The following is a 26743-nucleotide window of genomic DNA, read 5'->3' as shown; positions in this document are numbered from 1 at the left end:
ATAACACATTAATGCAGCATTTGATTATTTTTTACAATAGTTATTTGTTGCTTATTTGGCTAAAGCTGGCAGGTTTAATTCGAATAATTATAGAATGATATTGAAGTTGATTGTACGGTTATAATAATATTGATGAGCACCCAAATTGTACTTTAGCATTTTTTGGGACTGGCAAAATACTTGATGGCATCTTTTCTTGCGTCGCACACTTGTGCGGCAGCAAATACATCAGCTTTAAACAGCCAAATCAAGTAATTACAAGATTTGGGTTAAAAAGGGAATATTGCATGAGTAGTATTTCATTTTGCAAACCAAAAATTTGCCCCGCAATGAACAGAAAGTACAAGAGTGCGACGCAAGTATACCTGCTGCTTTGCTATTGCCCGGCCAATCATCATCACGGTTGTTGATAAACAATATTTCGCTTTTGCAGGTAGGCATGCCACAACATAAAAGCGGCAATGGTTCTATAGGGTTTCCATTTTTGGGCAAGCAGTTCTATTTGTTCTTTTGAGGTGGTGGCGGGTAAATCCTTTACTTCTTTTACACTTTTAATTAATGCAATATCGCCCAGTGGAAAACAATCGCAACGATGCAGGCACATCATCATAAAAACGTCTGCAGTCCAAAGGCCGATGCCTTTAATTTTTAATAAAACTTCCTGCACTTTTTGATTGGGTAAATGTTCCAGTTGTTCTATTACCAGTTGGCCTTCTATTACCGCCTGTGAAAGATGGCGTGCATACACTATTTTCTGCCTGCTAAAATAACAGGCTTTTAATTCCTCATCGCTTAATAACAACAGTTGCTGCGGGGTAATGGTGCCCAATGTATTGCGCAATTGTACAAAAGCAGCTTTGGCCGAGGCGAGTGAAACCTGTTGCTCTAAAATAATATGTATAAGGGTAGCAAAATTGGGCTGTCTGCTCCATAATGGCGGATAGCCATACGCATCCAATACCGCCTGCAATGTTGCATCCTTCTTTGCAAGTGCATTGCAAAGCATATGAAAATTACTGGTATCAAATGTATTGATAACATGATGTTTCATGTTAAAGACTGCGGATTAAGATTGCTGTTCTTTAAACTTTTTGATAAAGGCTTTGGTATAGCTGCTTAACACCAGTCTGCCGCTGATGGCAGCCCGCTCCGGCAGCAAGGTATCCCAATCTTCTGTTCCTTTCCAAAACACTTTTTTTAGCTCCTGCATGGCTTGCGGATTAGAGGCAGCAAGCGAAGTGGCAAGGCGGGTAATACTATCATCCATACCGGCCATATCGTTATGCAATTCGGCGTACAGGCCTTTACGTCGCGCCCAATCGGCGGGGCGCCACATAGCAGCATCAATAGCCAGTTGTGTAAATGCAGAAGTGCCCATTTTTCTTTCAACCGCAGGACCTACTACAAATGGACCAATGCCAACAGCGAGTTCACTTAATTTTACCTGTGCCCCTTCTACAGCAATGGCATAATCTGCGGCGGCTGCAAGGCCTACACCGCCGCCTACACATTTACCTTGTATACGGGCAATAATAAGTTTAGGGCATGTACGCATGGCATTAATAACACGGGCAAAACCACTAAAAAATGCTACACCCTGTTCCTCGGTTTCAATGGCCAGCAGTTCGGTAAATGAAGCACCGGCACAAAAAACTTTTTCGCCTGCTGAGCGCAGGATAATAACATGACTATCTATATTTTCTCCTTCTTCTTCTATAGAAAAAGCCAGCTGCTGCAATAAGGCAGCGGGTAAAGAATTGCTTTGCGGATGAAAAAAACTGATGGTGGCAATATGATGCGCTCTTTCTATATGAACATATCCATCTTTAGATTCGGGTGCCATATGGTTTGGTTATTTACCTGTAAAACTACAGCAATTATACCGGCGACAGCCAGCATTTGCGTTGGTGGTTTGTAAAAAACGGAAAGTAAAATCGCTTGTATTGAGGGTACTTATTTTTTTACATCAAAATATATCACTTTACTGCCGCATAAACCATTGGTAGAAATACCCTGTATTACCGCAGCATATTTACCTGGCAAATCTGATGTATAAAAACCAAGGGCTTGCTTGCCATTAACAGGGATATTGATAGCAGGCATCCACTGCAACACATTTCTAAAATCAGGCAAATGACCGGATTGTTCGGCTTCGGTAGTATAGGCGGGTGCATAAAATTCTCTTTCCAGTTGCAGCCCATCATAGTCTACTACCACGGCATGTGGATCTAGGGGAAAGCCACCCAGATCGCCACCATAGGTTTGCCAGTTGAGTATGCCACTAAAACTGGAGCCGCCCAAGATGTATCTTTTATTTATTACTTCCAGCTTTTTTAATTTCAGCGGGTCGAATTTTAAAAATTTATCCATATCAAAAACAGGCATCCCATCCACCAGTAAAAGCGGATCGTTATTAAACAACAGCTTGGTGGAAGAGTTGTATACCGGCAAATGGTTTTTGCCCTCTCTTTTGGCAACATTTACCAGGGTTACATATTCTCGTAACACTTCTTCCAGTGTGGTAAATCGGGTATAATCATCCAACAAATAACTGGCATCGGGGTGTAAGTAAAAAGCAGTGGTATCAATTGCAGGAAAGGTAAACTGCTTTAATTTTTTGGCCGCAAAAATATTTTGCACCTGCATACTTATGCTGTTTTCCAGCAAGGTATTGGCAGTACTTACAGGTAATTGAAATGCAGGAACAGGAGTGCCGGAGAAACCTGCAAAAAAAGGATTATTAATATCTACCCTATACATGCTATCCAGCTGTGTATCAGGTTGTACAATAATATCTGCCGAGCCATACATATTTTTCAATTCAAATTGTACATTGCCGGCAGCATCACTTCTTGCCGGCACAAACTGCGTTCTTATGCCGGGTACCGAAAGAAATACCTCTGCATCTTTTTGTACATTACCCGTATTGGTATTGATTACTTTACCGGTTATAATATGGCCATTATATTCGGGCACATAAGCAAATAATGGTTTTGTAGGCTGCAATATATTTTCCCACTTAAATCTGCGCCATCCATTGGTAAGCATCAGGTTATCTAAAGCGGCGGTTGCAGTAGCATCGCTGCTGGCAAAATAATATTGCGGATCTTCTATATAACCTTTTATTTCGGCGCCCAATAAAAGGTAATTATCTATTGTTGCACCATTCGTTGATTGTAAAGAATCTACCCGATATACTGCCATAGATAAACTGGCAGTATCATCCTTTGCGGCACTGGCATTCATAGCTTCCAGATTCATGTTTACTTTAGTCCGTAGCGAATAGGAAGTTTTATCCGTATTTAACCCGAGTTGTAATTGCTGGGCCGGTTTCTTAAAGTATAAGCGTTCGCATACCGGCTGTCTTTTGCTGTTAAATACGGTTATATGCGAAATGCCATTACCCAATGCAGTTTTGTCTATAAGAAAATTTACTGCGCCATTAAGTAATATACCACCTGTTGCCGTTTTTATTGCCCCATTGGTATGTACCAGTAAAAATATATTGGTGGCAGTTGCTATATTGGTTTGTACTGTTATGCTAAGCTTGCCGGCCCCTGAGTCTTTTACACTTAATACATAACCCGATGTATATACTTCTGGTAAGGACTTGCTTATTTTTTGGCCATCGGCAAAACTAAATATGGCTTTATAACTATGGTTGCTTCGGGGTATAATGGTAATGCTACCCATACCATTATGCGATGGTGCAAACTGGGTAATGGTATCAGTATTATCTATTAATGTTGCTGTAAATGCAAGTCCTTTACCATGGGCATCTACGGCTTTGTATGCCAGTTTACTTTCTATGCCATCTACCAGGTTGCCGCCTTCGGGGAAGAATTGAATATCTTTTTTATTATCACTTACAGCCGTTGAAGGTACTGCATTTTTTTGGGTATTAACAATGGTAACAGCTTTTTGAAAAAAATATTCGGCACCAAAATTTTTCATCCAGTTGGTATAGGCACGTAAGGTAAAATTGCCCGAATTGGCAGTAAAAGGTATATAAAGAGAGCCGCTTCCCAGCCCGTTTTGAAGGGCAATTTTGGCTTGTAATAAAGGCTTATTGGCTGCATCCAGTATTTCTACATAAGCAACTTTACTTATGTTAATGGGCTTATTAAAAACAGCATCTACCGCATATATTTTAAACCAGATTATTTCACCGGCTACGTAAAAACTTTTGTCGGTATGTACAAATATTTTCTCCTGAATATTGTTTTGCTGATACTGGTTAAACAGTACTGGTATATCGGCTGTATTTTCCTGTGCTGCAACATTGTTTGTTGTAAAAACTAATGCTGAAAGCACTAATAGTATGCAGGTATGTGTTTGCCGTTTGATTAATGTAAACATTCTTTTAAAAATTATTGCCATGAATAGTATCAGGTATTTGTTAACCGTTTTAATACCAGCTATAGTTATTATGTCATCTTTCCTTGCGTCGCAATCCTTTCATCTGTATAACGCCTGGCAGCTTCTGCTTTTTGTTGTAGTTGCCTTATTAATAGCTAAGCTGCTTTGGTGTTACACTCTATATTTTCTATCAAAATTTTGTTGCTATTGGTTATGGTGTACAAGCTGTGCGACGCAACCTGGATGCCATATTTCCCTTTAGCCGGGCCCATACTTTCCTTTTATTACTACGGCCAGAATGCGGGACGTTTATTGCTACCCCGCAAAGTACAATCCACACATATTCTTGGTGCCGCATGAAAAGTAACGATGGAATTGAATGGCCCTATTTTGATAGGCATAGTGGGCATCAGATCCTCGCCATATTTATGAATACTGTCTTTATTATTATCTAATGCAATTTCTACACAGCCGGTAGCATAACCCCAATCGGGCACCTGGTCTCTTGAAATAAAAATGCGCTTATCCTGTTCCTGAGATACTTCTACAAAACCCACAACTATTTCAGATGGGTTGCTGATGCAGTGTACATTGCCCTGCAGATCGGATGGTTGCGCATCGAATATAGAACCTAGCCCTTCGGTGTTCTTTTTTATTTTATCAAAAAACAGATAGGCCTGGCGGCTTAGTGCATATTGCCTTACATGAATACTGTACAATACACTTATCTGTTCTGTACCAGGGTCGATATGCAAAAGTGGCAGAAATATTTTATCCTCAGCCAGCTTCTCTGATGAGCCGAGTGTAATGCTGGTGGAGTTGATGTTTTGATAGCATTTATAAATTAAGGTATCTGTTCCTTGTGTTGGCAACCGGTATTCCACCGCATACGGATGCTGGGTTTCATCAAGGCTATATTTTAATGAACTGGGGAATGCAGCATGAAACTCCCAGGTTTCTTCGTATTTCCATTGATAATAGCGGGTATTGTTTAGCGGATCGTGTGTGTTGATATAAATGCCTACACCGTTTTCCCTTTTCCAACTGATGCTATCAATGGGAGGGGTAGATTTTACGGCAGCAAAATCTGACTGGTATTCTTTACCATCCTGGGTTCTGATATGAATGCGGTATTTCTCATTACTATTTAAGGATAGCTGCTCGGAAGTATAGGTGCCGTTTCCTGTTTCGGAAAGTGCAAAGGTTTCGCTGTTTTCTCCCTCGATACTTACCTGAGCACGGTACTCGTAAACAATATCTACCGAATCGTACAATTTGGTTGTACGAGATAAGGTAATAACTGTTGGGCCATCACCGCTATTAATAAAACCTTCAACCACCAAATACCCGGTTGGCGGCGATGGTGATGGAACATTATAGGCTTCTTTACAACTAATTGCAAAAGCCAGTGGAATAAGAAAGCAAAGTATTTTTTTCATATTATATGCTGTTAGAACCTGATATTAAAATTGATATAAGGAATAGGGCTGCCAAATATGGACAGCTTGTACCCGTTTACTACTCCATTCTCGGAAACATAGTATACCGAGTAAGGGTTTTTTCTACCCAGTAAATTGTATACACCTATAGAAAAGGAGTTATGTGTTTTTTGATGAATTTTATGGTTGCCCTCTATGTTCATGGAAAAATCAGTGCGGAAATAATCGGGAATACGGTACGCGTTTCTATCTGCATACAGGGTTCTTTCGGCACCGGCATAATAGAATCTGCCAATTGGCAATGTAATAGGCCTGCCCGTACTATAATTGGTATTTAATGAAACGCTGAACCTGTGTGAAAACTTGTAGTTACCAATAAATGTAAAATCGTTTGGCTTATCGTAATTGGCAGGATAATATTTGCCCTGATTAATAAAATCGCCTGCGGTAGGATCGTCCATTTTTAGCTGGGTACGGGAATAGGTATAACTTATCCAGCCATTGAATTTGCCGGTTAGCTTTTTAATAAGCAGCTCTACCCCATAAGCTTTACCCTGAGTATTTACTACATCTGTTTCAATATGCTGGTTTAGAATTAATACCGCCCCGCTTTTATAATCCAGATAGTCCTTTATTCGTTTATAGTATACCTCCACCGATGTTTCAATGGTATTTGATTTAAAGTTTTTGTAAAAGCCCAGCGAAATCTGATCGCCATATTGCGGTTTTATATTGGGGTCGCTTAGTTTCCAGATATCTGTAGGCGCCATGGCTGCGGTATTTGACAACAAATGGATGTACTGCCGCTGTGTGTTATATCCGGCTTTTATAGATGCTGTAGTAGATAAAGCAAACCTGCCCGATAACCTTATTTCGGGCCCCGAATAGGTATTGAGGATTTTGCCCTTTTCATATGGTGTGGTACCCAATAAATTATCCTCGGTTTTTGGTAAACCAGGCGCATAATTATTCAGGTTATAAGGACCAAAGAAATTATACATGGAATACCGCAAACCACCTTCAAAAGAAAGATCGGGTGTAACAGTATATTTATCGCTGATATAAAGTGCAGTTTCCAAAGCCTGTTCTGCCTGCATGGTTTCCTTTACCACTATTGATTCTTTGCCGGTTGGCCCATAACTGCCGGGGTGCAGTTTATAAAAAATACTGTTTACCCCAAACTCCATGGTATGTTTGGAATTGATATTATAATTGAAATGGGTTTTAAAATAGGCCTGGTTAATATCAAAACCAAGTTTATAGGCATTTACCGGATTTTTCTCACTGCTAATACTATACTGGTAATGATCATACCCAACAGTTGCCAAAGCATACATCCTGTTATTAAAAATATGTTTCCACTTTACCGATATATTTTTATTGCCATAATTATAGGCTGTATCACTATTCAGGTTAAAACGGTCATTGCTTAAATAGCCGGTTAGGTATAAGGTGTTTTTCTTATTGATCTGGTGGTTAATATTCAAATTAATATCATAAAAACCTGCTTTGCTGTTTTTGTATTGGTCGGGCAACAGGTTTAATAGCCAATTGGCATAAGTGGTTCTTGCCCCAATAATAAATGAGGACCTGTCTTTTATCAATGGTCCTTCTACATTAATACGGCTGGTTAATAAACCCACACCTGCAGAGCCGCTGATATTTTTTTTATTTCCCTCACGGCTATTGATGTCCAGTACAGAGGATAAGCGGCCACCGTATTTGGCAGGTATACTACTTTTATATAACTCAACATCTTTTACTACTTCGGGGTTAAACGCCGAGAACATACCAAAGAAATGCGATGGATTATAAATGGTAGCATCATTAAAAAGTATCAGGTTTTGGTCGGCAGAACCACCCCTTACATTTAGCCCCGTACTGGCTTCCCCAACTGATTTTACACCAGGCATGGTAAGTACCACTTTTAACACATCCGCCTCACCAAATGCAACAGGCACCTGTTTAATGGTTTTAATATCTATGCGCTGCACCCCCATTTGCAGGCTTTTAATATTACTTGCTTTTTCGGCAGAAACTATTACCCGCTTTAAAGCCAGCACTTCGGATTGGGTTTCAATATTTAGTTTTCCATCGCCTTGTACCAGTAATAGCCTTTTGGTATCCCGCATGCCAATACTTTGCACCAGCAGTGTATGTCGGCCCTTTGGCAAATTGATGGAATAATAACCATACTGATCGGTAAAAACTCCAATACGGGGATTTTCTATATATACAGATGCGCCAATAACCGGTTCACCTGTTTTGGCATCCCGTACATATCCGGCTACAGTAATGCCGCCGGTATTGGCCGAATTTACTTCGCCAATAGTAAACAGTTTATTTTCCAGTAACGCAATATTTGGGTTTACAGTTTCATCCTTTCTGTCCTCAACTTCTGTGTTAACTATCAGGGTGTCTTTGCGTTTTTCGCCGGTATTGCCAAAATAACCACCCGGTAATGCGGTTTGCACAACTACGCCTTTGCTTATAAAAACATTTTTTTGCTGGTCAATAGCGTAATTAATGCCGGTATTTTTAAAAACCTTTTCCAACACGGCTTGCAGTGTTTGGTCTTTTACTTCCAAATCAATTTTCAACGAGTCAAACTGAAGGGTATCATAATAAAAACGGTACCCGCTTTGCTTTTCAAGTTGCTCCAGTAACTGCGCCAGTTTTACCTGCGTAAAGTGGCCACTTATTAAAGGGGCATTACTGGTTTGCGCCTGCCCTGTTAAAGAAAACAGTAATAATGCAAAGGCAAAATATAAAAACCGACATAGTTTCATTAGGCTAATTATTGTACAATGATGTAATGTATTACCTGTTTATAGAATCATAATAGGCCGCAATACGGGTATAGGCATTGTCCCTGTCTTTGCGCAAATCCAGTTTGTTTTTCCTAATAAATTGCTGCACATCCTTCTTTTTATTTTGAAACAGCGACAATAAAGCAGATTTATTATTTATCTCATAAAAGTTATTATCCTTTCTCAAATAGAAATAGGCAGCACCTACCACATTTCTTTTAATCCCTTCAGAAATGCTAATGGTTTCCTCAATCTTTCTTTTCTCACTTTTATACAGTTGAACATTTCCATCGTATAAAACATCATAAAACCCGGTAGTAATTACCGATTTGCCCGAGGTAGGTTCCACCAATCGTACAAACTGGTGCCCCATCAGCGAAAAAGCACTTACCCGTTCGTTTATCAAAGCAAATTTATAAATGCCGTAGGGGTCTTTCACTACCAGTTTACCCTCTACCATATCATATTGCATGGGCACTTTATCGTATACTACACCATCGTACAATACGGTACCCGGAGTAAATGCATCCAACATAAAAAAGGGGCTTCCCTTTTCAATAGTAAAGCTATAATCTATGTATTCATTGCCGTTATATAAGCCTGCAGAGGGCTCTACAAATTGCTGGTACAATGCTACCGCCTGCTGTATGCCTTTTGTGTAATTCAAGCTATCAATGGCTGGCGTTTGTGCCACCAACCGGGAGGTAAACAAAACAATACAACTTAATATTAGCATCCGGGTTAATAAACTATATCTCATCGGCAATTTGTTATAATCTTTATTTGAAAATGCAATATCTGTTTGTGCTGGCCAAAGCCAGATAATAAACGCAAAAATGTTCAGGCAATTGCGCTGTGCATATAAGGTGTAATCTAAACACTTAAAATAATACCAACTAAAATTTATCCCAAAAAATGATGAGTGGAGATTTTTGACCCAGCAAAACACCATTAAGCAGCTTTACTTGCGTCGCACTCTTGTACGTTTGGGAACAGTATGCAGCTTTTATCTTAGCTCAGATGTAAGCAAATTACTATTTCGTAATGTGACAAAGCACAACATCAAATCGTTGTTTGATGTATTTTTTTATTTGATTTTATTCAACCTTTTCCGGAGCGAAACTTTCTACAAATAAATTCATGAAAATAAAACCGGCTATTGTAGTTGGGCTACAAAATGGTGTAAAAGGGTATTATCGGTAACATTTACCAATCTGGCATTTCTCAATACCAGCTATGGCATTTCAACTTGTTTGTGTTGTTTTACAATTATAAAATTGATTACCAACACAGCCATCTTGGGAAGTAATAACATGGTAAAAAAAGCCAGATAAGAAATGGTAACTGTAGGTGGCGGGGCCGCCAATATAAAAATATGATTACCTGATGCAGTATCAGGGAAAATATAGTTTTGTACCAGGTTCCAGCCAAAATGAATGGCAAAAGGTATCAGCAAAGAAAATGTTCTGGCATACGCAAAAGCCAGTAAAAGCCCCATGGCAAATGTAAAACCAAACACAATCATCATTTGTGTTATATTGCCCCAAACCCCTGCATTTATCCAATGCAAAACAGCAAATACCACAGATGAAATTATAACCGCTTTTGTTTGCCCTGCTTTTTTAATTAGCATATATAATAATACACCCCGGCAAAGCAATTCTTCGGTGAGTACTGTTCTACACTGATACCAAATTTCAAGTAAAATAGCATTGGTTGTTAATGCGTTGGCAAAAGTGTAGGTTTCTTTGGCAAAATACATTCTTAACAGAAAAGCTGAAGCAGCAGCCAGGGCAGACACAATAAAAAACACAGCAAAATATTTCATCCTGCTTTTGGTAGGTATTAAGCCCAACACCGATAAATTACCCTTTTGAAAAAACCATATAAGCAACCAGGAAATGGCTAGCAGCACAATTAGTTGTAACATGTTATCATTTTAAAACTTTGGGTAAATACAGCCATGTTTTGTACAAACCAAACTTGGAGACAATATCCACCTATTTTTTAAAAAAATCCCGCTGCAGTAGGTAAAATATGCGAAAGCTATTTTATGCTGTATCAATCAAATCAATTGAAACATAAAAACACATCCATGCTGGTTGGTGTGCAACTGCCAATCAAATCAGGCTTTTTTGGCTTTACCCGCAAGATATTTTTCTCTTATAGCCAGCAAGTCAATTGCAGCACATTCGGTAATCAAATCCTTTACAATGGCTAATGGCATTTCCTGTTGGTTTTTGAAATTTATACAGCCTTTTTGAAAACTGGCATCTTTTAGTAAAGCTTTATATTTTTCATAAATAACCGGTGAACCATACATGGGTAATACGTGCAGGGACATATGTTTTTTTACACTCGAAAGCGCATATTTAAAAATCCCCGGTGCATTATAAATTATCATTTCCTTCCCCATCATTGGTGCAATAACCGGGGTTACCGTTTTGTCATATTGAATAATAATATCATGCAGCTGTGTTAATACCGCTTGCCTTTCTGCCGGCTGGGCCGCTATAAATGCTGGAATGGACATGTTGTAATATTTTTGAAATTTTAAGTGATTGATATTAACGGGTCAAAGGTTTTGAAATTGCTGATTTGAAACTCGTCCACTGAATATACAACTTGGATTGCCCTTTTTGCCAATTCTTTCATATTATTCCCTAATTACCCGAGCCTTATTTTGGCTGACGTTAATTCTCCTCCTTATCTAAGTTATCCAGTTCTGGTGATGCGGTAACACTCGAAATGAAATCAACCGTGCTATGCTTTTTCGCAATTCTTGAAGCAATGACTACTCCTATAATTAAACCCAAAGCCGAAATAAAAATTCCTATAACAAGCCCTTTGGTTGTAGGATATTTTATGTACACAATGAACCCAACTATAGCCCCAATGATAAATGGTGAAGCTACAATTTGAGTCCAGGCTAAAAATGAAGTTATCCATTCTCCTATTTTCATTGTCTGCTAATTTATTATTTTTTTATTCGGGGAAGGTTACAATTTTCCGTTAGCGAGTATAGCAGTAAACCTTTCTGTTATATGCCGGCAATATCCCCGATTTCTTTTGCATAATATTTTTCAACTAAGGCGTAGCCAATCATATAGTTCACTGAATACGCTTTTCCGTCAATTGTAAACGGCTTTGCCTTCTTAAATTTCACCCTTGTAGTCTCTACATCATTTATGAATTTTTGCCTTTGTTCTGGTAAAATAAAAAAGTAGAAATTGTCAAACTTAACTACATCAAAATATAGTGTCTCTTTGTTTGATTGTAGAACAAGGGTATGATTATTTTTAATTGACCACGAACCACTGTCTACCTTGAAACTTGCCATACAACCAAAGTCAATTTTGTGAAATGTCATATTTGAATCAAGCTGAAACTTATAGCCTGTAAACCCATTGCTTATGTAAATACCACCTACAATATTTTTCCAGATAGCTGAATCCGCAATTGTCAAACCATCTACGTTATTAAAATCGATTTCCTTCGTTGCTTGACCATAAGTCAGCATCGAAAAAAGCAGGGCAATTATTGATAATTCCATTTTCATTTTGAATTACTTTTAAGTTGCTTCGGCGTCCCATCCAAATTTAAACTCCACCGCCCCAATAATAGTACAGCGATGCAAACAGCCGACGTTTCAACGATCAGCCCCACTTGCAGCAATACCAATGTTGCCTGCTGCCTTAGTCAATAATTGGAATACTGAAAAATACCTTCCACGATTTTAAGTACGAGTATTTAGTCGTCCCGAAATCTTTAATATCAATCAATTCTTCTTCCAAATCGTTTTGGTTTGAGTAAATAAATCCAGATATTTTCTTTACCGCCTTTTTGTTCTGAATAAAATAAAAATTTCTAACATATCCACCCCTAATTGGTTCATACCAAACAAGCTTTCCATCAAAGTCACTGTAATTATATTTTGAACTATTTCTGGTAAATATGTTTACAAAAGTTACCGTTTTGTCTTTTGTGTTAATTGATATAAGATTAGCGTCATACAAAAGTTTGCCATAAATAGAAAGCAAGAGAATTAAAACAAAGTACAAAAAGAATTGTGCTGCAATTGGAGTATTGCCTACACCGAACAAAATGAAATAAATTAGTGAGATCAGTCCACCTATAACTGCAATCAAAGAAAACCTAAAGCCAAAAGTTTTAAACTGTCCTCTAATTATCATTTGTCAAATTTACGGATAGGTCTGCGTAATTTAAAGGTAGCAGGCAACTGGTAGGGCTTGCTTGCTGGGCTGGGATAGATGCTAGTCCTGCCCGGAACCGCTGCTGATTAAAGATATAAAAGTACAAGTTAACAAACAAAAGCTCAACAATGTTTGACCAGCCCAGATGAAGCACAACAGCGATATGCAGCCGATTGCTCCAACTTCCCGCCAGACTTGCAGGAAACCCCATTTTGTGTGTAGTGCCTTTACTTGCAATCTGCATCAAGTCTATCTTGTGCATAAGGAGAACCTAACGATTTAGCTTTTGTCCAGTCTGCACAAGCACCTTTTTTGTCGCCTAAACTTAATTTTGTGTTACCTCTATTGAAATAAGCTAAATCATTTTCAGGTTCAAGTTTCAATACCTTGTCGTAATCTATTAATGCCTCTTTGTGTTCGCCTGCATTGTCCTTGTTAGTCGCTAAAATTAATAATGCGTCCACATTGTTTGGTTCAATTTCCAATGCTTTTTCATAGTCTCTTCTTGCTGCTTTCCAAATATATATTTCGTCTTTGCAATATCCTCTGGCTTGCCAAGTTTTAGCTTTTTTAGGGTCTATTTCAAGTGCTATTGTAAAATAAATTATTGCTGCTCCAAAATCTCTTTTGTTGATAGCGTCTATACCTTTTTTATGAAATGATTCAGCGGAGTCCTTTTTCAAATCTAAATAGGTTATATTTTTGGGGTCTGTCAATGCTCCGTAGCCATTTAGTTGGCAGTCAAACTCGTAACCTTTGCAATAAAGGTCAATTGCCCAAAACATTAAATTGTCTTCTGTGTATGGGAGTTCAATTGCTTCACCTTCCAACATCCATTGTCCATCTTGCTTTTTAACAGCCTTTAGTTTGTAATGATAGTTGTCGTTTAGAAATTTACTTAACGAATCAAGTTTTTCCTTTTTGTCGGAAACGAAGTCAAAGTCAAAAGTTGCCAAGGCATTATCCTTAAAGCCATTTTTGGTCATTCGTTCATAAACTGTCACAGCACTTACCATTTCTTTGCCATACTGTTTATTAAAATCTTCTTCTGTAAAAAATCTTTTCGCCATTATGGAATTGTTTTGTTTGTCTGTTGTCTGACCTGAACAAGATGAAAATAAAAAGGTTAATAGTAAAATATTTAATAATCGTGTCATAAGTAAAGGGTTGCAGTGGCATTACACACAACAGTAGGGCTTGCTGCTGTGCTGGAATTTAATAATTGTCAGCCCGGAACCGAAGCCCAATAAAATCATACTTCCCAGTCTCCGCAAGTTATAGAGCACAAGTGTGCTAAGCAACGGAAGTTGAAGAATAATACTATGTTGGGTACAAAAAAATTACCAAAGCATTTAAACACACTCTTCTAATACTTACTTAACCATAAACTTGCTGGTTTGTACATTTTTGCCATCACTTACTGTTACGAAATATAAACCTGTAGCAAACTCCTGAACCGGTAAAACTAATCTTTGATCAGAAATACCTGTCTTTTGCCAAATTACTTTTCCGGTTATATCCCGAATCTGAACGGAATAATTGGTCAACTGTCCATATACAAAAAGTGTTGCATTTGAAGCAGAGGGGTTAGGACTTACTACTGTATTCCATGATGAACCCTTTGAGTTTATATTATTGGTAAAATTGTTTACGGCTTCTATAGATTTTTTGTTTTCACTTCGCTGTAAAGGTGTTTGAAGAATTGGTAAAGAATAAAATGCAAGCTTTGATGAAGAAATATTATTTCCTAAATAATTCCATTCGCCGCCGGTGATTAACAGATTGCCACTGACTGAAATTGTTTGAACAGCATTATCGGGCTGTGGATTGAAATTGCTTGCTTCTCCTGTCGCAGTATCAACACTGGCAAGTCTTCCACTTGGAATGCCATTCATAGACATCATACTTGCTGACCCTATTAATAGTTGATTGTTCCATAAAACCAAACTATATATAGACCCATTGTAAGTTGGATAGCCGTAGATGGGATGAGGAACGAATGTAGTAAGCGAATGATCTGATAGATTCAGAGAAGCAATACTATAACGTGTTTTTCCCTGAACCTTTGTGAATAAACCAGCTATGAATAGTGAATTGTCTCCTGCTGTCATACTCATCACACCTCCATTAATGTCGGGCTTCCAAGGAGAAAGATTACCAAATCTGGCATCAGTTTTTGCAAGGTATGGTTGCTGGACACCTTTAATTGTATTGAATATACCACCGAGATAAATACTGTCACCTACAGGTACAATAGCATAAACAACATAATCCGGCGAAGGGTTCCATTCAGTTAAAGTACCATTGCTTTTTACAGATGCTGCAGCTACATAATTTCTTTTTAGAAATCCTATTTTAGAAAAATCGCCACTGATATAAAGCGTAGTATCATTTAATACTAATTTTCTGATGGCATTATTTGCATTCATTATCCATCCTGTTGCTTTGGCTGTTCTAACGTTTATAGCCGCAAGATTACTTCTTGCATCTGTTCCCACTTTTCTAAAAAATCCCCCTGCGTACAGTATTGAGTCTTTCACAGCTAACGCGTTTACTATAGGGTTAGAACCACTTAATTGAGCATCCCAGTTTAGTAATGTCTTTGAAGAAAGACTAATTGCAGCAAGGCTATTTCTTGGAGCCGCATTTACAAACGAGAAGGTGCCTGCAATTAGAAGACCTTTATTGCTGTCTTCTTTCATATCATATACGGGTCCATTAGCCCTGTATGTTTCGAATACAGCTTTATTATTGCTTAGCTTAAATGGAATCATGTAATAAGCTTTTTTCGCACGTCCTGTTACCCTTTCTACAACGTACTCAAAATCGCCACAAACAAATAGCATATTATCATAGACGGTTAGCCTTTTCATATTTTCATTAAAAGGAGCATATTGAAAAGTTCGGTTAACCTTAAATGAAGAATCGGACACTGAAAGAATTTTCTCATAATATTCGCCACCGTTAGTATATACGAAACTCCCTCCTATAAATGTTTCATTTTTATAATGAAGAATATCAATTATTGAATACATACTACTCCACTCAATGAGCGGATTCCAATTTGTTATTTGCTTGGTTTTTACATCAACAGAAGCCAGATAATTTCTTTTTGTGCTACTGATCATAGAAAATCCACCACATAAAATAATCGCGCTGTCAAATGGAGATACATAAATACTTCCAACATAGTCATTTGGCATAGGATTCCAAAGGTCAACACTATTATTGGCAATATTAATAGCAGCTAAATTCGGACGGCTTATTCCGCTGATGGTATTAAATGCGCCACCAATATATAGTTTTTCATTCGCCTCATGTAGTGTAAATACCCAATCGTCAGTATCCAACAAAATATTAGCCGGTGCATCAGTTAATGTATCTAATGCGGCCATATACTGTCTGGGTTGACCACTTACATTCTTAAAAATACCGCCAATATACAATAGATTGTTTTTTAAAAGGATTGTATTGACTTGATTATCTGGTGCTGGTCTCCAAGGAAAAGCTGCACCATCTGTTGCATTTACTTTTGCTATATAGGGATGATTTTGACTTCCAACTCTTGAAAAGCTTCCCATTAAAAAAATGGAGGTACTTGTAGTGTTCGAAACGATTTGATTTACCGGGCCATTACATTTAGGAATCCAATCTGTTACTTCATTATTTTTTGTTATAGCAGCAAGATAATTTCGGGTAGTATTGTTGACCTGACTAAAATTTCCACCGATATGAATCTGATTGTTGATCAGTGAAATGGTAGATACATAGCCGTTTATAGCAGGATTCCAATTTGTAAGCTCGTTTGTAGTTAGGTCAATAGAAGCGATTTTATTTCTTTGAATTCCATTAACTTCTGAAAACATCCCAAACAAGTATAAAGTGTCGTTGTCAAATAATAGTCCGCCAACACTTCCGTCTATATGTAAATTGAGAGATGTATCGATTTTTCCATTTGCCGAAAGATGGGCGAAATTTGTCACGGGATGGGTGCCTATATGATTGAAAGATCCAGCTATAAAATAGCCTCCTGATTTATCCTGAACAATTGCGTTTACGAAACCATCAGTATTTGGGAAATTAATATCGGGTATGGTTATACCATTTGGAAGTTTTGCAAGATATGTTGTATTTAATCCAATCTCAGTAAAAGTGCCGCCTAAAAACAATGTTGTCTTGTCAAAAGTCATGGTTGTTACAGGTTGATTAACTATTGGAAAATCTTTAACTGTTTTTCCTGTCTGAAGATTAATTGCAGCAAAGTTTCCGGGTATGTAATAACCGCCAAGATTTGTTACACCACCTTTTATTATTAACAGGGAATCTGTCAACTCGATTTGTTGAACAGCAGAAGAAGGAACGTCGTGCTCCCAGTTAATATATTCTCCACTTTGAGCATTTAAAACAACCAGATAGGGGCTGAAAGTATTATTCACATTTTGAAAGGACCCACAGATATATAACCGATTGTCTTTTTTTCTTGCCGTATAAGCAATTACTTCAGTTTCATTAGTAATAATTTCCTTGAAAGAAGTGTCAAGGCTAAAATCTGAATTTATATGTATTACCAGTGAATTAATGGGTCTGCCATTATAATTCGTAATCCTTCCACATATATAAAACCCTCCTTCTCCATCAGGTTCCATAGTGGAAATTTTTCCTACAAATTCAGGGAAAACTTTTTCGGGATCATTTGTTTTAAATGGAAACCTCGCCAATTGTTTGTGGCTGTAGCCTGCATTTTGAAAGTTGCCTCCTATGAAAAGTGTATCACCTTTTTGAGCCGTTGAAAATACAGTACCGTCTGTAGCTATATAACCTGCTTCCAAAGTTTGAGCCTTGGCCAAAGCGAAAGATAACAAACAGGTGAAGGAGGCAAAAATGCGTAGTAAGGGATTCATAAATTTCAGAGTTAAAATCAAATATAATTTTCATTTTTAATTGAACCAAATAATAGGTGTCCGACTTAAGAGCATCTGATGAAATATCCGATGAAAGCGTTAGCTGTATAAGTTATTTGATTACAATCGAGAATATACCACGATAAGGCAAGAACGTACACATTTTGCCACGTTTATAAATGATAAAGGGAATGATCGAGGGCTGAATAATTTGATATCAATCTAAAATACCCCAAATTATCAATGAGAGCAATAAGGTTGGATTATACTGCTTAATATTCTTATGAGTTGATCGTATACATCGAAGGTTATACTAAACATACATCATCAGAAGAGAATACAAGGTCGTACAATCTTGAAAGAAGCTTACCGTATTTATTTCTATATGGTCAAACTTACTTTTTTCTTCATCAATTGTCTCAACGGAAAGCTTTGAAATGTCCCCATAATGAAAATCAAAAGCTTGAAGCCTAGGATTATTTTCTGTCAGTGCTTTTACGATAGAGAGTTTTATTTGAGGGTTGGTTTCTTTTTCAGCCCACTTATCAGTGTCTGCTCCAACTACAGCCTCTGCTTCATCTTCGTCCGGTCGACCAATTTTCGATTTGTAGAGAAAAATATCGTAACTCATGAAGTGTCATTTAAATAGCGTGCAACTGGTAGGGCTTGCTGCAGAGCTGGAATTCATTGCTGGTCCGCCCGGAACCGCTGCTGATTAAAGATATAAAAGTACAAGTTAACAAACAAAAGCTCAACAATGTTTGACCAGCCCAGATGAAGCACAACAGCGATAAAATGCCCATTGTTCCAACGTACAGCCAGCCTTGCAGCAAACCCAATGTTGGCTGCAGTTAATTATGAAACACATTTATAAAAAATAAAGACAATAAAGGCTAAGATTAAGAATTGATTTATCACAATATCATAACGCCTTTTAGGTACACTGTGTTCTGGGTATTGCAAATTCCATTTTCCTACCTTAGTAAACTCAGCTAACATAATCGGCGTAACTGGGATATGCGTAACCCGCTTGTCTGGAGATTTAAAAAATGAACCGCCTATGCTATTCCAACTTCCTTCTTCGCTCCAATGGAAATACCATAAACAAGTTGAAATATCAACGCTATACTTTTTCGAAAATTCGGAAAGAAGTTCATAATAGTCATCACCATCAACACCTAAGTCATTTGCAATATCACTGTCTTCGTTAACGACATCTGTACCAGTTCTATCTTTTAGGAACTCAATTATTTCAGAAACTTCAGCCATAAAAGTGGTTTAAAGAAATGGCTACCAACGCAAGGATTTATGCTATTAGACGTTATACTGTATAATGAAAAGCTATTGATAATCAACAAACTAGTATTATACATTTTGTATTGTTTATAGCATCAACCTAATTTATAAAAAATTGTAATATGTTCTGTTTTGTTATTATTTCGTACGGCTTCGCACGCTCAGTCACATGGTTGAGGGTGCGAATTATTGTTTTGTAATGTAGTATTTTGTTCTATTCAAATTGCTTTTTAAGTTTCTTTTTTAAAGGCTATTGCTACCAATTAATTTTTTCGCTGCCCCATAGATCATCAAAGGGGCTGATAATATTTACCAGTTGCTGTTTGTAAAGCCGCCCAAAGTATCCAACCGTACAAGAGTGCGACGCAAGTAAAGCTGCGGGTTTTGTTGCTGCCGGGCCAATAATGGCTGCCTGCTATGGCATTACTTTTTCTACCCTTATGCCGGCATTGAGTATGTATTGCAGGGGATCTTCGCGCATGGTGTGCTGTATGGTAAAAATGTATTTACCCTTTTTTAGCGCTACAGGGTTGCGGGTTAATAATATGCGATGCTCTATAATATCGTCCATGGCACTGCCCAGCCAGCCTTTGGTATTATCGCCCAGCAGCAATTGCACCTGCTGTGTTTTTAGCGTATCGCCGGGGGCCAGGGTGCTAACATTCATCCACAGGTTGTTAAAGTGGTAGGCATCTTCGTGGCGCAGCACGGCGTAAATATTATAGCGTTGGGTAGTATCGGTAATGGTAAAGGTGAAAGATGGTTTATCGTTTGCCACCCATTGGTGTGTGGGGAATGCTTTTGTTTGCTCGTACACATTTAAGGTATTGCAGGCGGTGGCCAGCAATATAATACAGGATATATAAAGGAACTGTTTCAACGTGAATAAATTAAACCGGTACATTGTTTATAAAATATTGAGGATTTGTTCTTTGGCTTTTTCCAGCTCGTCTTTCATTAACACCACAGATTTTTGTATGCTGGCATCGTAGGCTTTTGAACCGGTGGTATTTATTTCGCGGCCAATTTCCTGGATGATGAAGGAGAGCTTTTTGCCTTTGCCAATTTCCGGCTCTGCTAATATGGCCCTGAAATAATCCAGGTGGTTTTTAAGGCGTACCTGCTCCTCGGTAATATCAATTTTTTCTATGTAATAAATCAGCTCCTGCTCCAGGCGGTTGGGATCGTAATTTTCTTTGCCCACATTGTCTTCCAGCACTTTTTGCAAGCCTTCTTTCATTTTGGTGCGGCGTTGCGGTGCCAGTGTGGCAATAACGGCCTGGTGCTGCTCTATATTATTGATGCGGGTAATTAAATCTTCCTCGGTAAAGCGGCCTTCTTCGCGGCGGTGTTTATTCAGCAGATTGATGGCGGTTTGCAATAGTTGCTTAAACTGCGCCCACTCCTCATCGGATAACACTTCTGTTGAAGCAGATACCACATCGGGTAGTTTTAGCAGGGTGCTTAATATATTGTCGGTAGACAGGTTTAGTTCTTTTGCCAGCTCGGCCACCGGGGCATAATAGGCTTTTAGCATATCGGTATTAATACTTACCGATTTGGAAGAACCATTTTGCTTTAATGATATGGTACATTCAATACTGCCACGCAATAAACCTTCGTTTAACATGCTTCTAATGTCTATTTCAAAAGGCTTTAATAAGGCAGGCATATTTAAACGAATATCGTATTGCTTGCCATTTAAAGACCGCACTTCTACCAAAAAAAACTTATCGTTAATGGTTTGTTCTGCACGTCCGTACCCGGTCATTGAATATAGCATAATAGAAATTTGAGGTTCTTAATTTGGCGTAAATATAAAGGATAAAAAAAGAAGGCCCTTATTGCCTTCTTTTCTGGTACAGATTATTGTAAAATCTCCGCAGGTACCGGCTTTTCCAGCAGGTACTGATAATAGTATTTTGTTTTCTCGTTATTAAAGTGGGCATTCTTTTCTTTCAGGTTACTCCAGCCATGGCGGCCACCGGGATAAAACATCATTTCAAATGGTTTTTTAGCATCTTCCAGTGCACTTATTAACTGTATGCTGTTTTGCATATGTACATTATCGTCCATGGTGCCGTGTACTATCAACAGGTTGCCGGTATAGTTTTTTAAATAGGTGGCTACTGCACCGTTTTTATATCCTTCGGGATTATCTTTTGGTAAACCCATAAAGCGTTCTGCATAGTGAGAATCGTAAAGTGCCCAATCAGTAACACTGCCGCCGGCAATGCCGTGGGTAAAGTACCCGGCACCCTTTGTTAATGCCATACAGGTAACATAGCCGCCATAACTAAACCCGGTGATGGCTATTTTATTTTTATCAATAAATGGCTTGGCCGTTAACCATTTTACTACTTCGGTATAATCTGCAATCTCCCAGGTGCCCAGGTTTTTGTACATAAAATCCTGACCCAGTTTACCAAAATGACCAGAGCCACGATGATCTATCGCCACCTGTATCAGCCCTTCTTTGGCCCACCATTGGTTTTGGCCCACACCTTTCCAGCCATCGTAAACCGTGCCGGCATTAGGGCCGCCATATATGCTAATAAGCACCGGGTACTTTTTGGAACTATCCATATTTACAGGCCAGGTAATGGTAACCGGTAAGGCATAGCCATCGGGGGTATTTACCCGCAATAATTCTGTTTTGGCTATTGCGTAATTATTAAAATCTGCGCCTTTACTATCGGCCAATTGCTTTATTAGTTTGCCTTTGGTATCCAGTAAAGCCATTTGTGTGGGTGTACTTACATTAGAATAGGTACTAATAAAATAAGACGCATTGGTAGAAAGGCTGATGGCATGTGAATACTCCCCAAAACTAAGGCGCTGCAGTTTGGTGCCATCTATTTTGATGGTGTATAAATCAAATCTGGTTGAGTTTTCTTTACGCGCCGTAAAGTACAACTGTCCTTTGGCTTCATCAATGCGTAGCAGGTCTTTTACTGTCCAGTCGCCATTGGTAATTTGTTTTACCAGATTGCCTTTCATATCGTATTGATATAAATGACTCCAGCCACTTTTATCAGTTTGTATAATAAAGCCTTTATTGTTTTGCAGAAAATTAATATTACCCAGCCAGCTTACCCAGGATTTTTGTTGCTCATCATAAATAGGTGCTTTATTGCCATCAGCAGGGTTTACTGCATATACAATTAAATGGTTTTGATTACGGTTCATCCATTGCATCCATAAACTACCTCCATCCGGCGACCAATAAGGGGTGCCAAAATACTGGTCGTCATTTTCATTAAAATCTGCCCAAACGGTTTTTTGGGTGCTAATGTCTACAATACCCATTTTTACAGCCGGGTTGGTATCTCCCGGTTGCGGATAGCGGGTGTTTTCTACATAGCCATGCTGGCCATCAGCACCATACAGGGGGAACATAGGCACTTTGGTATCGTCAAAATGCATAAAGGCAATATGTTTGCTATCGGGGTTCCACCAAAAAGCTTTGTATTTACTGGCACGCCCTAAAATTTCTTCAAAATATACCCAGCTGGCCCAGCCATTATAAATCACATCTGTAGCGTCGCTGGTAAGGCGTGTTTCAGTATCGGTGGCAATATCAATTACATATAAATCATTATTGCGGGTAAACGCCACTTTACTGCCATCGGGAGATAGGGTAGCATTTTTTTCTTCGTCTTTATTATGAGTAAGCTGTTTGGTACTGCCATCGGCCGCTGTAAAAACAATATCATTGTTTTTTACGGCAACACTTGCTTTGGCATCTGCTACAGCGGTATAGGGTGTTTCGGTGCCTTTTACCGCATCCACCAATACTGTATCAAATCCCTTGTCCAGCGGTTTGTATAAAATATAATGGGTGTCATCTTTCCAGCCGCCCACTTTGGGTAGTGTTTCTATAATACCCTTTGTATTGCCTTTCAGCATTTGATCGGCGGTTAAAGGTTTTAGTTGGGCCTGCGCTGTTAATACAATGCATGCCAACAATATAACGGTAGTAATAAGTTTTCTCATGTGCCAGATTTTTAAAGCTGGCAATTTAGGTTAAAAATCAGCAAAAAGCGATATCATTCAGCAAAGTATAGGTACCTATTTATGGGCCCGGCAATAGAATTGCTATCAGGCAGCCGTTGCGTCGCACTCTTGTACTGTAACAAAAAGGGGGGCAATAATAACCCATAGCTGTTGCGGTAAGCGGTGGATAATCATAAAATAGCGCTTTAAACCCATCACATATTGGGTACTCCCGGCTTGTAAATGAACAGCTTAAATACTATCCTGCCGGCACATTTCACAGCTTTTAAAATACCGATTTATAAAAAGCAGCCATTTCAAAGTGTAAAATAGGCGCCGGTTAACTATTTTTGCCCACTATGGATGTATCATACATATCCGATGTTTGGAAACTTACCCTTTTTGTTGGCTTTTGTGTAGTAATAGCAATTCAGCTGTATTACTATCTTTTTTATTTTAGAAGACTGGCACAGTTTAAGCCTCCCGTTAAACAATCATCTCAGGAATATCCGGTTAGTGTTATCATTTGCGCCAGGGATGAGGCAGATAATATTGTAAAGAACCTGCCAGGTATTCTGGTGCAGGAGTACAAAACCACCAGCGAAGTAATTGTGGTAAACGATAACAGCAGCGACGAATCAAAATACCTGCTGGATGAGTTTAAGAAAACGTTTAAACACCTTAACCCTATTGAGCTTACGCAGGAAGCCAAAATGATCCCGGGCAAAAAATTCCCATTGTCTATAGGTATTAAATCCGCCCGCTACGAAATTGTATTATTATCCGATGCCGATTGTGTACCCGCCAGCGAACACTGGATTTATAAAATGCAACATGGTTTTAGGGAGGGCATTCAAATTGTATTGGGTTATGGGGCCTACCACAAATTACCGGGATTGCTAAACAAGCTTATCCGTTTTGAAACTTTTCACAGCGCCACCCAATATTTATCTTTTGCCCTGGCCGGACAGCCCTATATGGGTGTGGGTAGAAACCTTTCGTACAAAAAAGAACTGTTTTTTAATAACAAAGGGTTTTCGTCTATTAACCATATCCCCGGTGGCGATGATGACCTGTTTATTAACAAAGTGGCTACTGCCACCAATACCACCATTGTTATTGATAAAGATGCGCATACCCTTAGCGATCCGCAAAAAACATGGAATAACTGGCAACGCCAGAAATTCAGGCATTATACCACTTCCAAATATTATAAAAGCAGCCACAAGTTTTTATTGGGTCTTTATTCTGTAACTCAAATGCTGGTATACCCATTAGGCATTGCCGCCGCTATTTTATTTAACTGGTGGCTGGCGCTGGCAGTATTTGGCTTACGCCTTATAATACAAGGCATTGTTTGGTATAAATGCATGCACAAACTAAACGAAGCCGATTTGTGGCCCTATTTTATTTTGCTGGATATATGGATGTTTTTCTATTACCTGTTATATGCACCTGCACTATTAAAAAAACCGGCAAAAAACTGGAATTAATGCTTTCTACCCAATAAACACTATCAACAAGTTTTATGGAAATACTGCTAAAATATTTTGCCGATTTTACACCTGCACAATTGCAACAGTTTGCTGCCTTGCAGGACTTGTATACCGATTGGAATAGTAAGATTAATGTTATTTCCAGAAAGGACATGGATGGCCTGTATGAAAAGCATGTATTGCATTCATTAAGCATTGCTGCTTTTATTGAATTTAACCCCGGCACACAGGTAATTGATATTGGTACCGGCGGCGGTTTCCCGGGTATACCCCTGGCTATTTTTTTCCCCGAAGTTGAATTTCTTTTGGTGGATAGTATTGGTAAAAAATTAAAAGTAGTAAATGGTATTGCCGAAGCCATTGGTCTAAAAAATGTTACCACCCAGCATACCCGTGCCGAAGATATTAAAACCCGAAAATTTGACTTTGCCGTTTCGCGTGCCGTGGCGCCTTTAAAAGATTTGTGGACCTGGAGCAAACCCCTGCTTAAAAAAGGTGGCCAGCAAGAAATGCCTAATGGCTTAATTTGTTTAAAAGGCGGCGATTTAACCGTAGAAATTTTTGAAAGTGATGTGCGACCAAGAATGGTGGCCATACAAAATATTTTCAGGGAAGAATCTTTTAAAGACAAACACCTGCTGCATGTAAGCCGCTAATAAAATCTTTCTTTTTTCAACAACCTTATTTGGTTTCAGGCAATGGTAATACTATGCAGCTTTACTTGTGTCACTCACTTGTACTGCACAGCGTTGTGGCAGCAGTAATTAATTATTACAACAACTATTATTCCTTACTTAAACATACAATTAATTGCCATTGGCTTTGCCCAATAAGGTTTCTACCGTACAAGTGTGCGACGCAAGTAAAGCCAATTTTTGCCTTGTAGCCGGGCCCATAAAATTGTTATGGCTGTTTTTTTACCTTGCTGTAACGGCCAAAAAAACTAATAACAATAAAATAAATAAAGAGCACAACAAAAGCCATAGCCGCCAATTCTTTTACAATAATTTTTGCCCAGTTGTTTTGATGTTCATCGCTGTATAAATCGTAATCGCGGCTAAAGGAATAAAATTCCAAAAAAGCATCAAAGCTATTAACGGTGGTTGGTCCGCCGGGATGCAGGTAGCAAATATTGCTGCCATTGCCATTATAATAAGTGTGCAATTGCTGTTTTACGGAATAGGGTTGCTGCACCAGTGAATCATTATAAAAGCTGTAAATATATTTACCCGAAAACCCATTGGTAGCGGTTATTTTTCTTACATCGGCCGCATTATAAAACCGGGTACTATCATGCGGCATATAAATATTATTAAGGGCATCTACCAATACCCATTGCTGCTGTTGACGCAGGTAAACTTCGTTCATATAATGCACGCCATAGCGCCAGTTACCCGCCGGCCCCTGATAGGTAATTACCCGGTTGGGCAAATTGGCTGCCACCAGTAAATATTGCATAATGGCAGCGTAGTTACCGCAATCCATATGTGCCTGGCATTGTTGCGCTAAATGTATTTGTTCCAATGGCGCCATGCTACCCAAACTATCGCCTGATGCACCTGTTGCAGCATTACACAAACCAGCACAAAACCGGGCAATGGCCAACAGCTGTGCGCTATCATTTGAGTATTGAAAAGTACGGGTGTTTTGCATTAGTAATTGCCTGGCCGCTGCCAATGATTGGGTAGTATAGTTTTTGGCACCATCCAGCCAGGTGTGTAATGCATTAGGGCTGATGCCCGGGCCCGGTATATTGCAATACAGCCATTCATTCACCACCGGATTCTTAAAAGTATCATGGTCAATAGTGCATCGAATGGTTTTGAATCCCTTATTAGCAAACTCAATTGTATACTGGTGCAAGCCACTACTAATTGGAATAACAAGTTGATTATTATGCGTTTTTATTAAAATGGTGTGGGGCAATGTATCCACCATCAGCCGGCAGGAACTATTTTCCGGTTGCTGGGATAAGGTAATTTGTAAGGAATCTGGCGTAAAAAACAATTCCTGAATATACAGGCTGGCATCAGTTACATACAACTGATTATAGCTTGTATAGGGCATGTATTTATACCCATCATTGCGGTTTATAAGTATGTATATATTTGATGCCAGCAATAGCGGCAGCATTACTGCAATTATGGTTTGTTTACGTTTCATTACTGCATTAAAGATAGGCATTAGACTTTGTGTTTAAAGGTTGACCAGCTTTCTATATTTTAATTAGAA

21 protein-coding genes are annotated in these 26743 nt (G+C 38.7%); 2 read left to right on the top strand and 19 right to left on the bottom strand.

What is annotated here, in order from left to right; genetic code table 11:
- Positions 1-397 precede the first annotated feature (397 nt).
- The 18 genes from GD597_RS11655 to GD597_RS11570 all read right to left on the bottom strand — a co-directional run bounded on the left by GD597_RS11655 (position 398) and on the right by GD597_RS11570 (position 23015).
- Entirely contained in the window at positions 398-1051 is a 654-nt protein-coding gene (locus tag GD597_RS11655; protein WP_171608034.1) for a DNA-3-methyladenine glycosylase family protein, read from the bottom strand.
- A 15-nt stretch (positions 1052-1066) separates the two neighbouring features.
- Entirely contained in the window at positions 1067-1843 is a 777-nt protein-coding gene (locus tag GD597_RS11650) for an enoyl-CoA hydratase/isomerase family protein (RefSeq protein ID WP_171608033.1), read from the bottom strand.
- 110 nt (positions 1844-1953) lie between these two features.
- Positions 1954-4359, bottom strand: a complete 2406-nt coding sequence (locus GD597_RS11645; RefSeq protein ID WP_171608032.1) for a hypothetical protein — start codon at positions 4357-4359, stop codon at positions 1954-1956.
- 287 nt (positions 4360-4646) lie between these two features.
- Positions 4647-5798 (bottom strand): DUF4249 domain-containing protein, encoded by a 1152-nt coding sequence (locus GD597_RS11640; RefSeq protein WP_171608031.1) that lies wholly within the window; start codon positions 5796-5798, stop codon positions 4647-4649.
- Between the two features lie 11 nt (positions 5799-5809).
- The gene (locus GD597_RS11635) at positions 5810-8587 is read right to left on the bottom strand and encodes a TonB-dependent receptor (protein WP_171608030.1); all 2778 of its coding nucleotides are present in this window, start codon (positions 8585-8587) and stop codon (positions 5810-5812) included.
- A 31-nt stretch (positions 8588-8618) separates the two neighbouring features.
- Positions 8619-9368 carry a hypothetical protein gene (locus tag GD597_RS11630; RefSeq protein WP_171608029.1) on the bottom strand — a complete coding sequence of 250 codons (750 nt, stop codon included), beginning with the start codon at positions 9366-9368 and terminating at the stop codon, positions 8619-8621.
- A gap of 474 nt (positions 9369-9842) precedes the next feature.
- A complete protein-coding gene (locus GD597_RS11625) occupies positions 9843-10538 on the bottom strand; it encodes a CPBP family intramembrane glutamic endopeptidase (RefSeq protein WP_171608028.1) in 696 nt (231 codons plus the stop codon).
- Between the two features lie 195 nt (positions 10539-10733).
- Positions 10734-11141 carry a DUF1801 domain-containing protein gene (locus GD597_RS11620; RefSeq protein WP_171608027.1) on the bottom strand — a complete coding sequence of 136 codons (408 nt, stop codon included), beginning with the start codon at positions 11139-11141 and terminating at the stop codon, positions 10734-10736.
- A gap of 160 nt (positions 11142-11301) precedes the next feature.
- Complete coding sequence (locus tag GD597_RS11615) at positions 11302-11571, bottom strand: hypothetical protein (RefSeq protein ID WP_171608026.1); 270 nt, start codon at positions 11569-11571, stop codon at positions 11302-11304.
- Between the two features lie 77 nt (positions 11572-11648).
- Positions 11649-12167, bottom strand: a complete 519-nt coding sequence (locus GD597_RS11610) for a hypothetical protein (RefSeq protein ID WP_171608025.1) — start codon at positions 12165-12167, stop codon at positions 11649-11651.
- A gap of 136 nt (positions 12168-12303) precedes the next feature.
- Positions 12304-12801 (bottom strand): hypothetical protein, encoded by a 498-nt coding sequence (locus GD597_RS11605; RefSeq protein WP_171608024.1) that lies wholly within the window; start codon positions 12799-12801, stop codon positions 12304-12306.
- Between the two features lie 248 nt (positions 12802-13049).
- The gene (locus GD597_RS11600) at positions 13050-13979 is read right to left on the bottom strand and encodes a ribonuclease E inhibitor RraB (RefSeq protein WP_171608023.1); all 930 of its coding nucleotides are present in this window, start codon (positions 13977-13979) and stop codon (positions 13050-13052) included.
- 216 nt (positions 13980-14195) lie between these two features.
- Positions 14196-17723, bottom strand: coding sequence for a T9SS type A sorting domain-containing protein (locus GD597_RS11595; RefSeq protein WP_171608022.1), 3528 nt, complete (start codon positions 17721-17723; stop codon positions 14196-14198).
- Positions 17724-18036: 313 nt separating this feature from the next.
- Positions 18037-18354: a hypothetical protein gene (locus tag GD597_RS11590; protein WP_171608021.1), complete on the bottom strand. Its 318-nt coding sequence runs from the start codon at positions 18352-18354 to the stop codon at positions 18037-18039.
- A gap of 224 nt (positions 18355-18578) precedes the next feature.
- A complete protein-coding gene (locus GD597_RS11585) occupies positions 18579-18992 on the bottom strand; it encodes a DUF1493 family protein (RefSeq protein WP_171608020.1) in 414 nt (137 codons plus the stop codon).
- A 442-nt stretch (positions 18993-19434) separates the two neighbouring features.
- On the bottom strand, positions 19435-19899 hold the full coding sequence (locus GD597_RS11580; RefSeq protein ID WP_171608019.1) for a gliding motility lipoprotein GldH: 465 nt from the start codon (positions 19897-19899) through the stop codon (positions 19435-19437).
- 27 nt (positions 19900-19926) lie between these two features.
- Positions 19927-20802, bottom strand: coding sequence for a YicC/YloC family endoribonuclease (locus GD597_RS11575; protein ID WP_171608018.1), 876 nt, complete (start codon positions 20800-20802; stop codon positions 19927-19929).
- Positions 20803-20885: 83 nt separating this feature from the next.
- Positions 20886-23015 carry a S9 family peptidase gene (locus GD597_RS11570; protein ID WP_171608017.1) on the bottom strand — a complete coding sequence of 710 codons (2130 nt, stop codon included), beginning with the start codon at positions 23013-23015 and terminating at the stop codon, positions 20886-20888.
- Between the two features lie 359 nt (positions 23016-23374).
- Between GD597_RS11570 and GD597_RS11565 the strand changes: the two genes are divergently transcribed.
- Entirely contained in the window at positions 23375-24508 is a 1134-nt protein-coding gene (locus tag GD597_RS11565; protein ID WP_171608016.1) for a glycosyltransferase, read from the top strand.
- Between the two features lie 35 nt (positions 24509-24543).
- Positions 24544-25167: a 16S rRNA (guanine(527)-N(7))-methyltransferase RsmG gene (rsmG, locus tag GD597_RS11560; protein ID WP_171608015.1), complete on the top strand. Its 624-nt coding sequence runs from the start codon at positions 24544-24546 to the stop codon at positions 25165-25167.
- 247 nt (positions 25168-25414) lie between these two features.
- Here the strand turns inward: rsmG and GD597_RS11555 are convergent, their stop codons facing one another.
- A complete protein-coding gene (locus tag GD597_RS11555; RefSeq protein ID WP_171608014.1) occupies positions 25415-26695 on the bottom strand; it encodes a transglutaminase domain-containing protein in 1281 nt (426 codons plus the stop codon).
- Positions 26696-26743 lie beyond the last annotated feature (48 nt).

Origin of the sequence: Limnovirga soli, assembly GCF_013106755.1 — a bacterium.
GTDB classification, from domain to species: Bacteria; Bacteroidota; Bacteroidia; order Chitinophagales; family Chitinophagaceae; genus Limnovirga; species Limnovirga soli.
The sequence above is the reverse complement of the archived record's forward strand: the minus strand, read 5'-3'. Positions and strand labels throughout refer to the sequence as shown.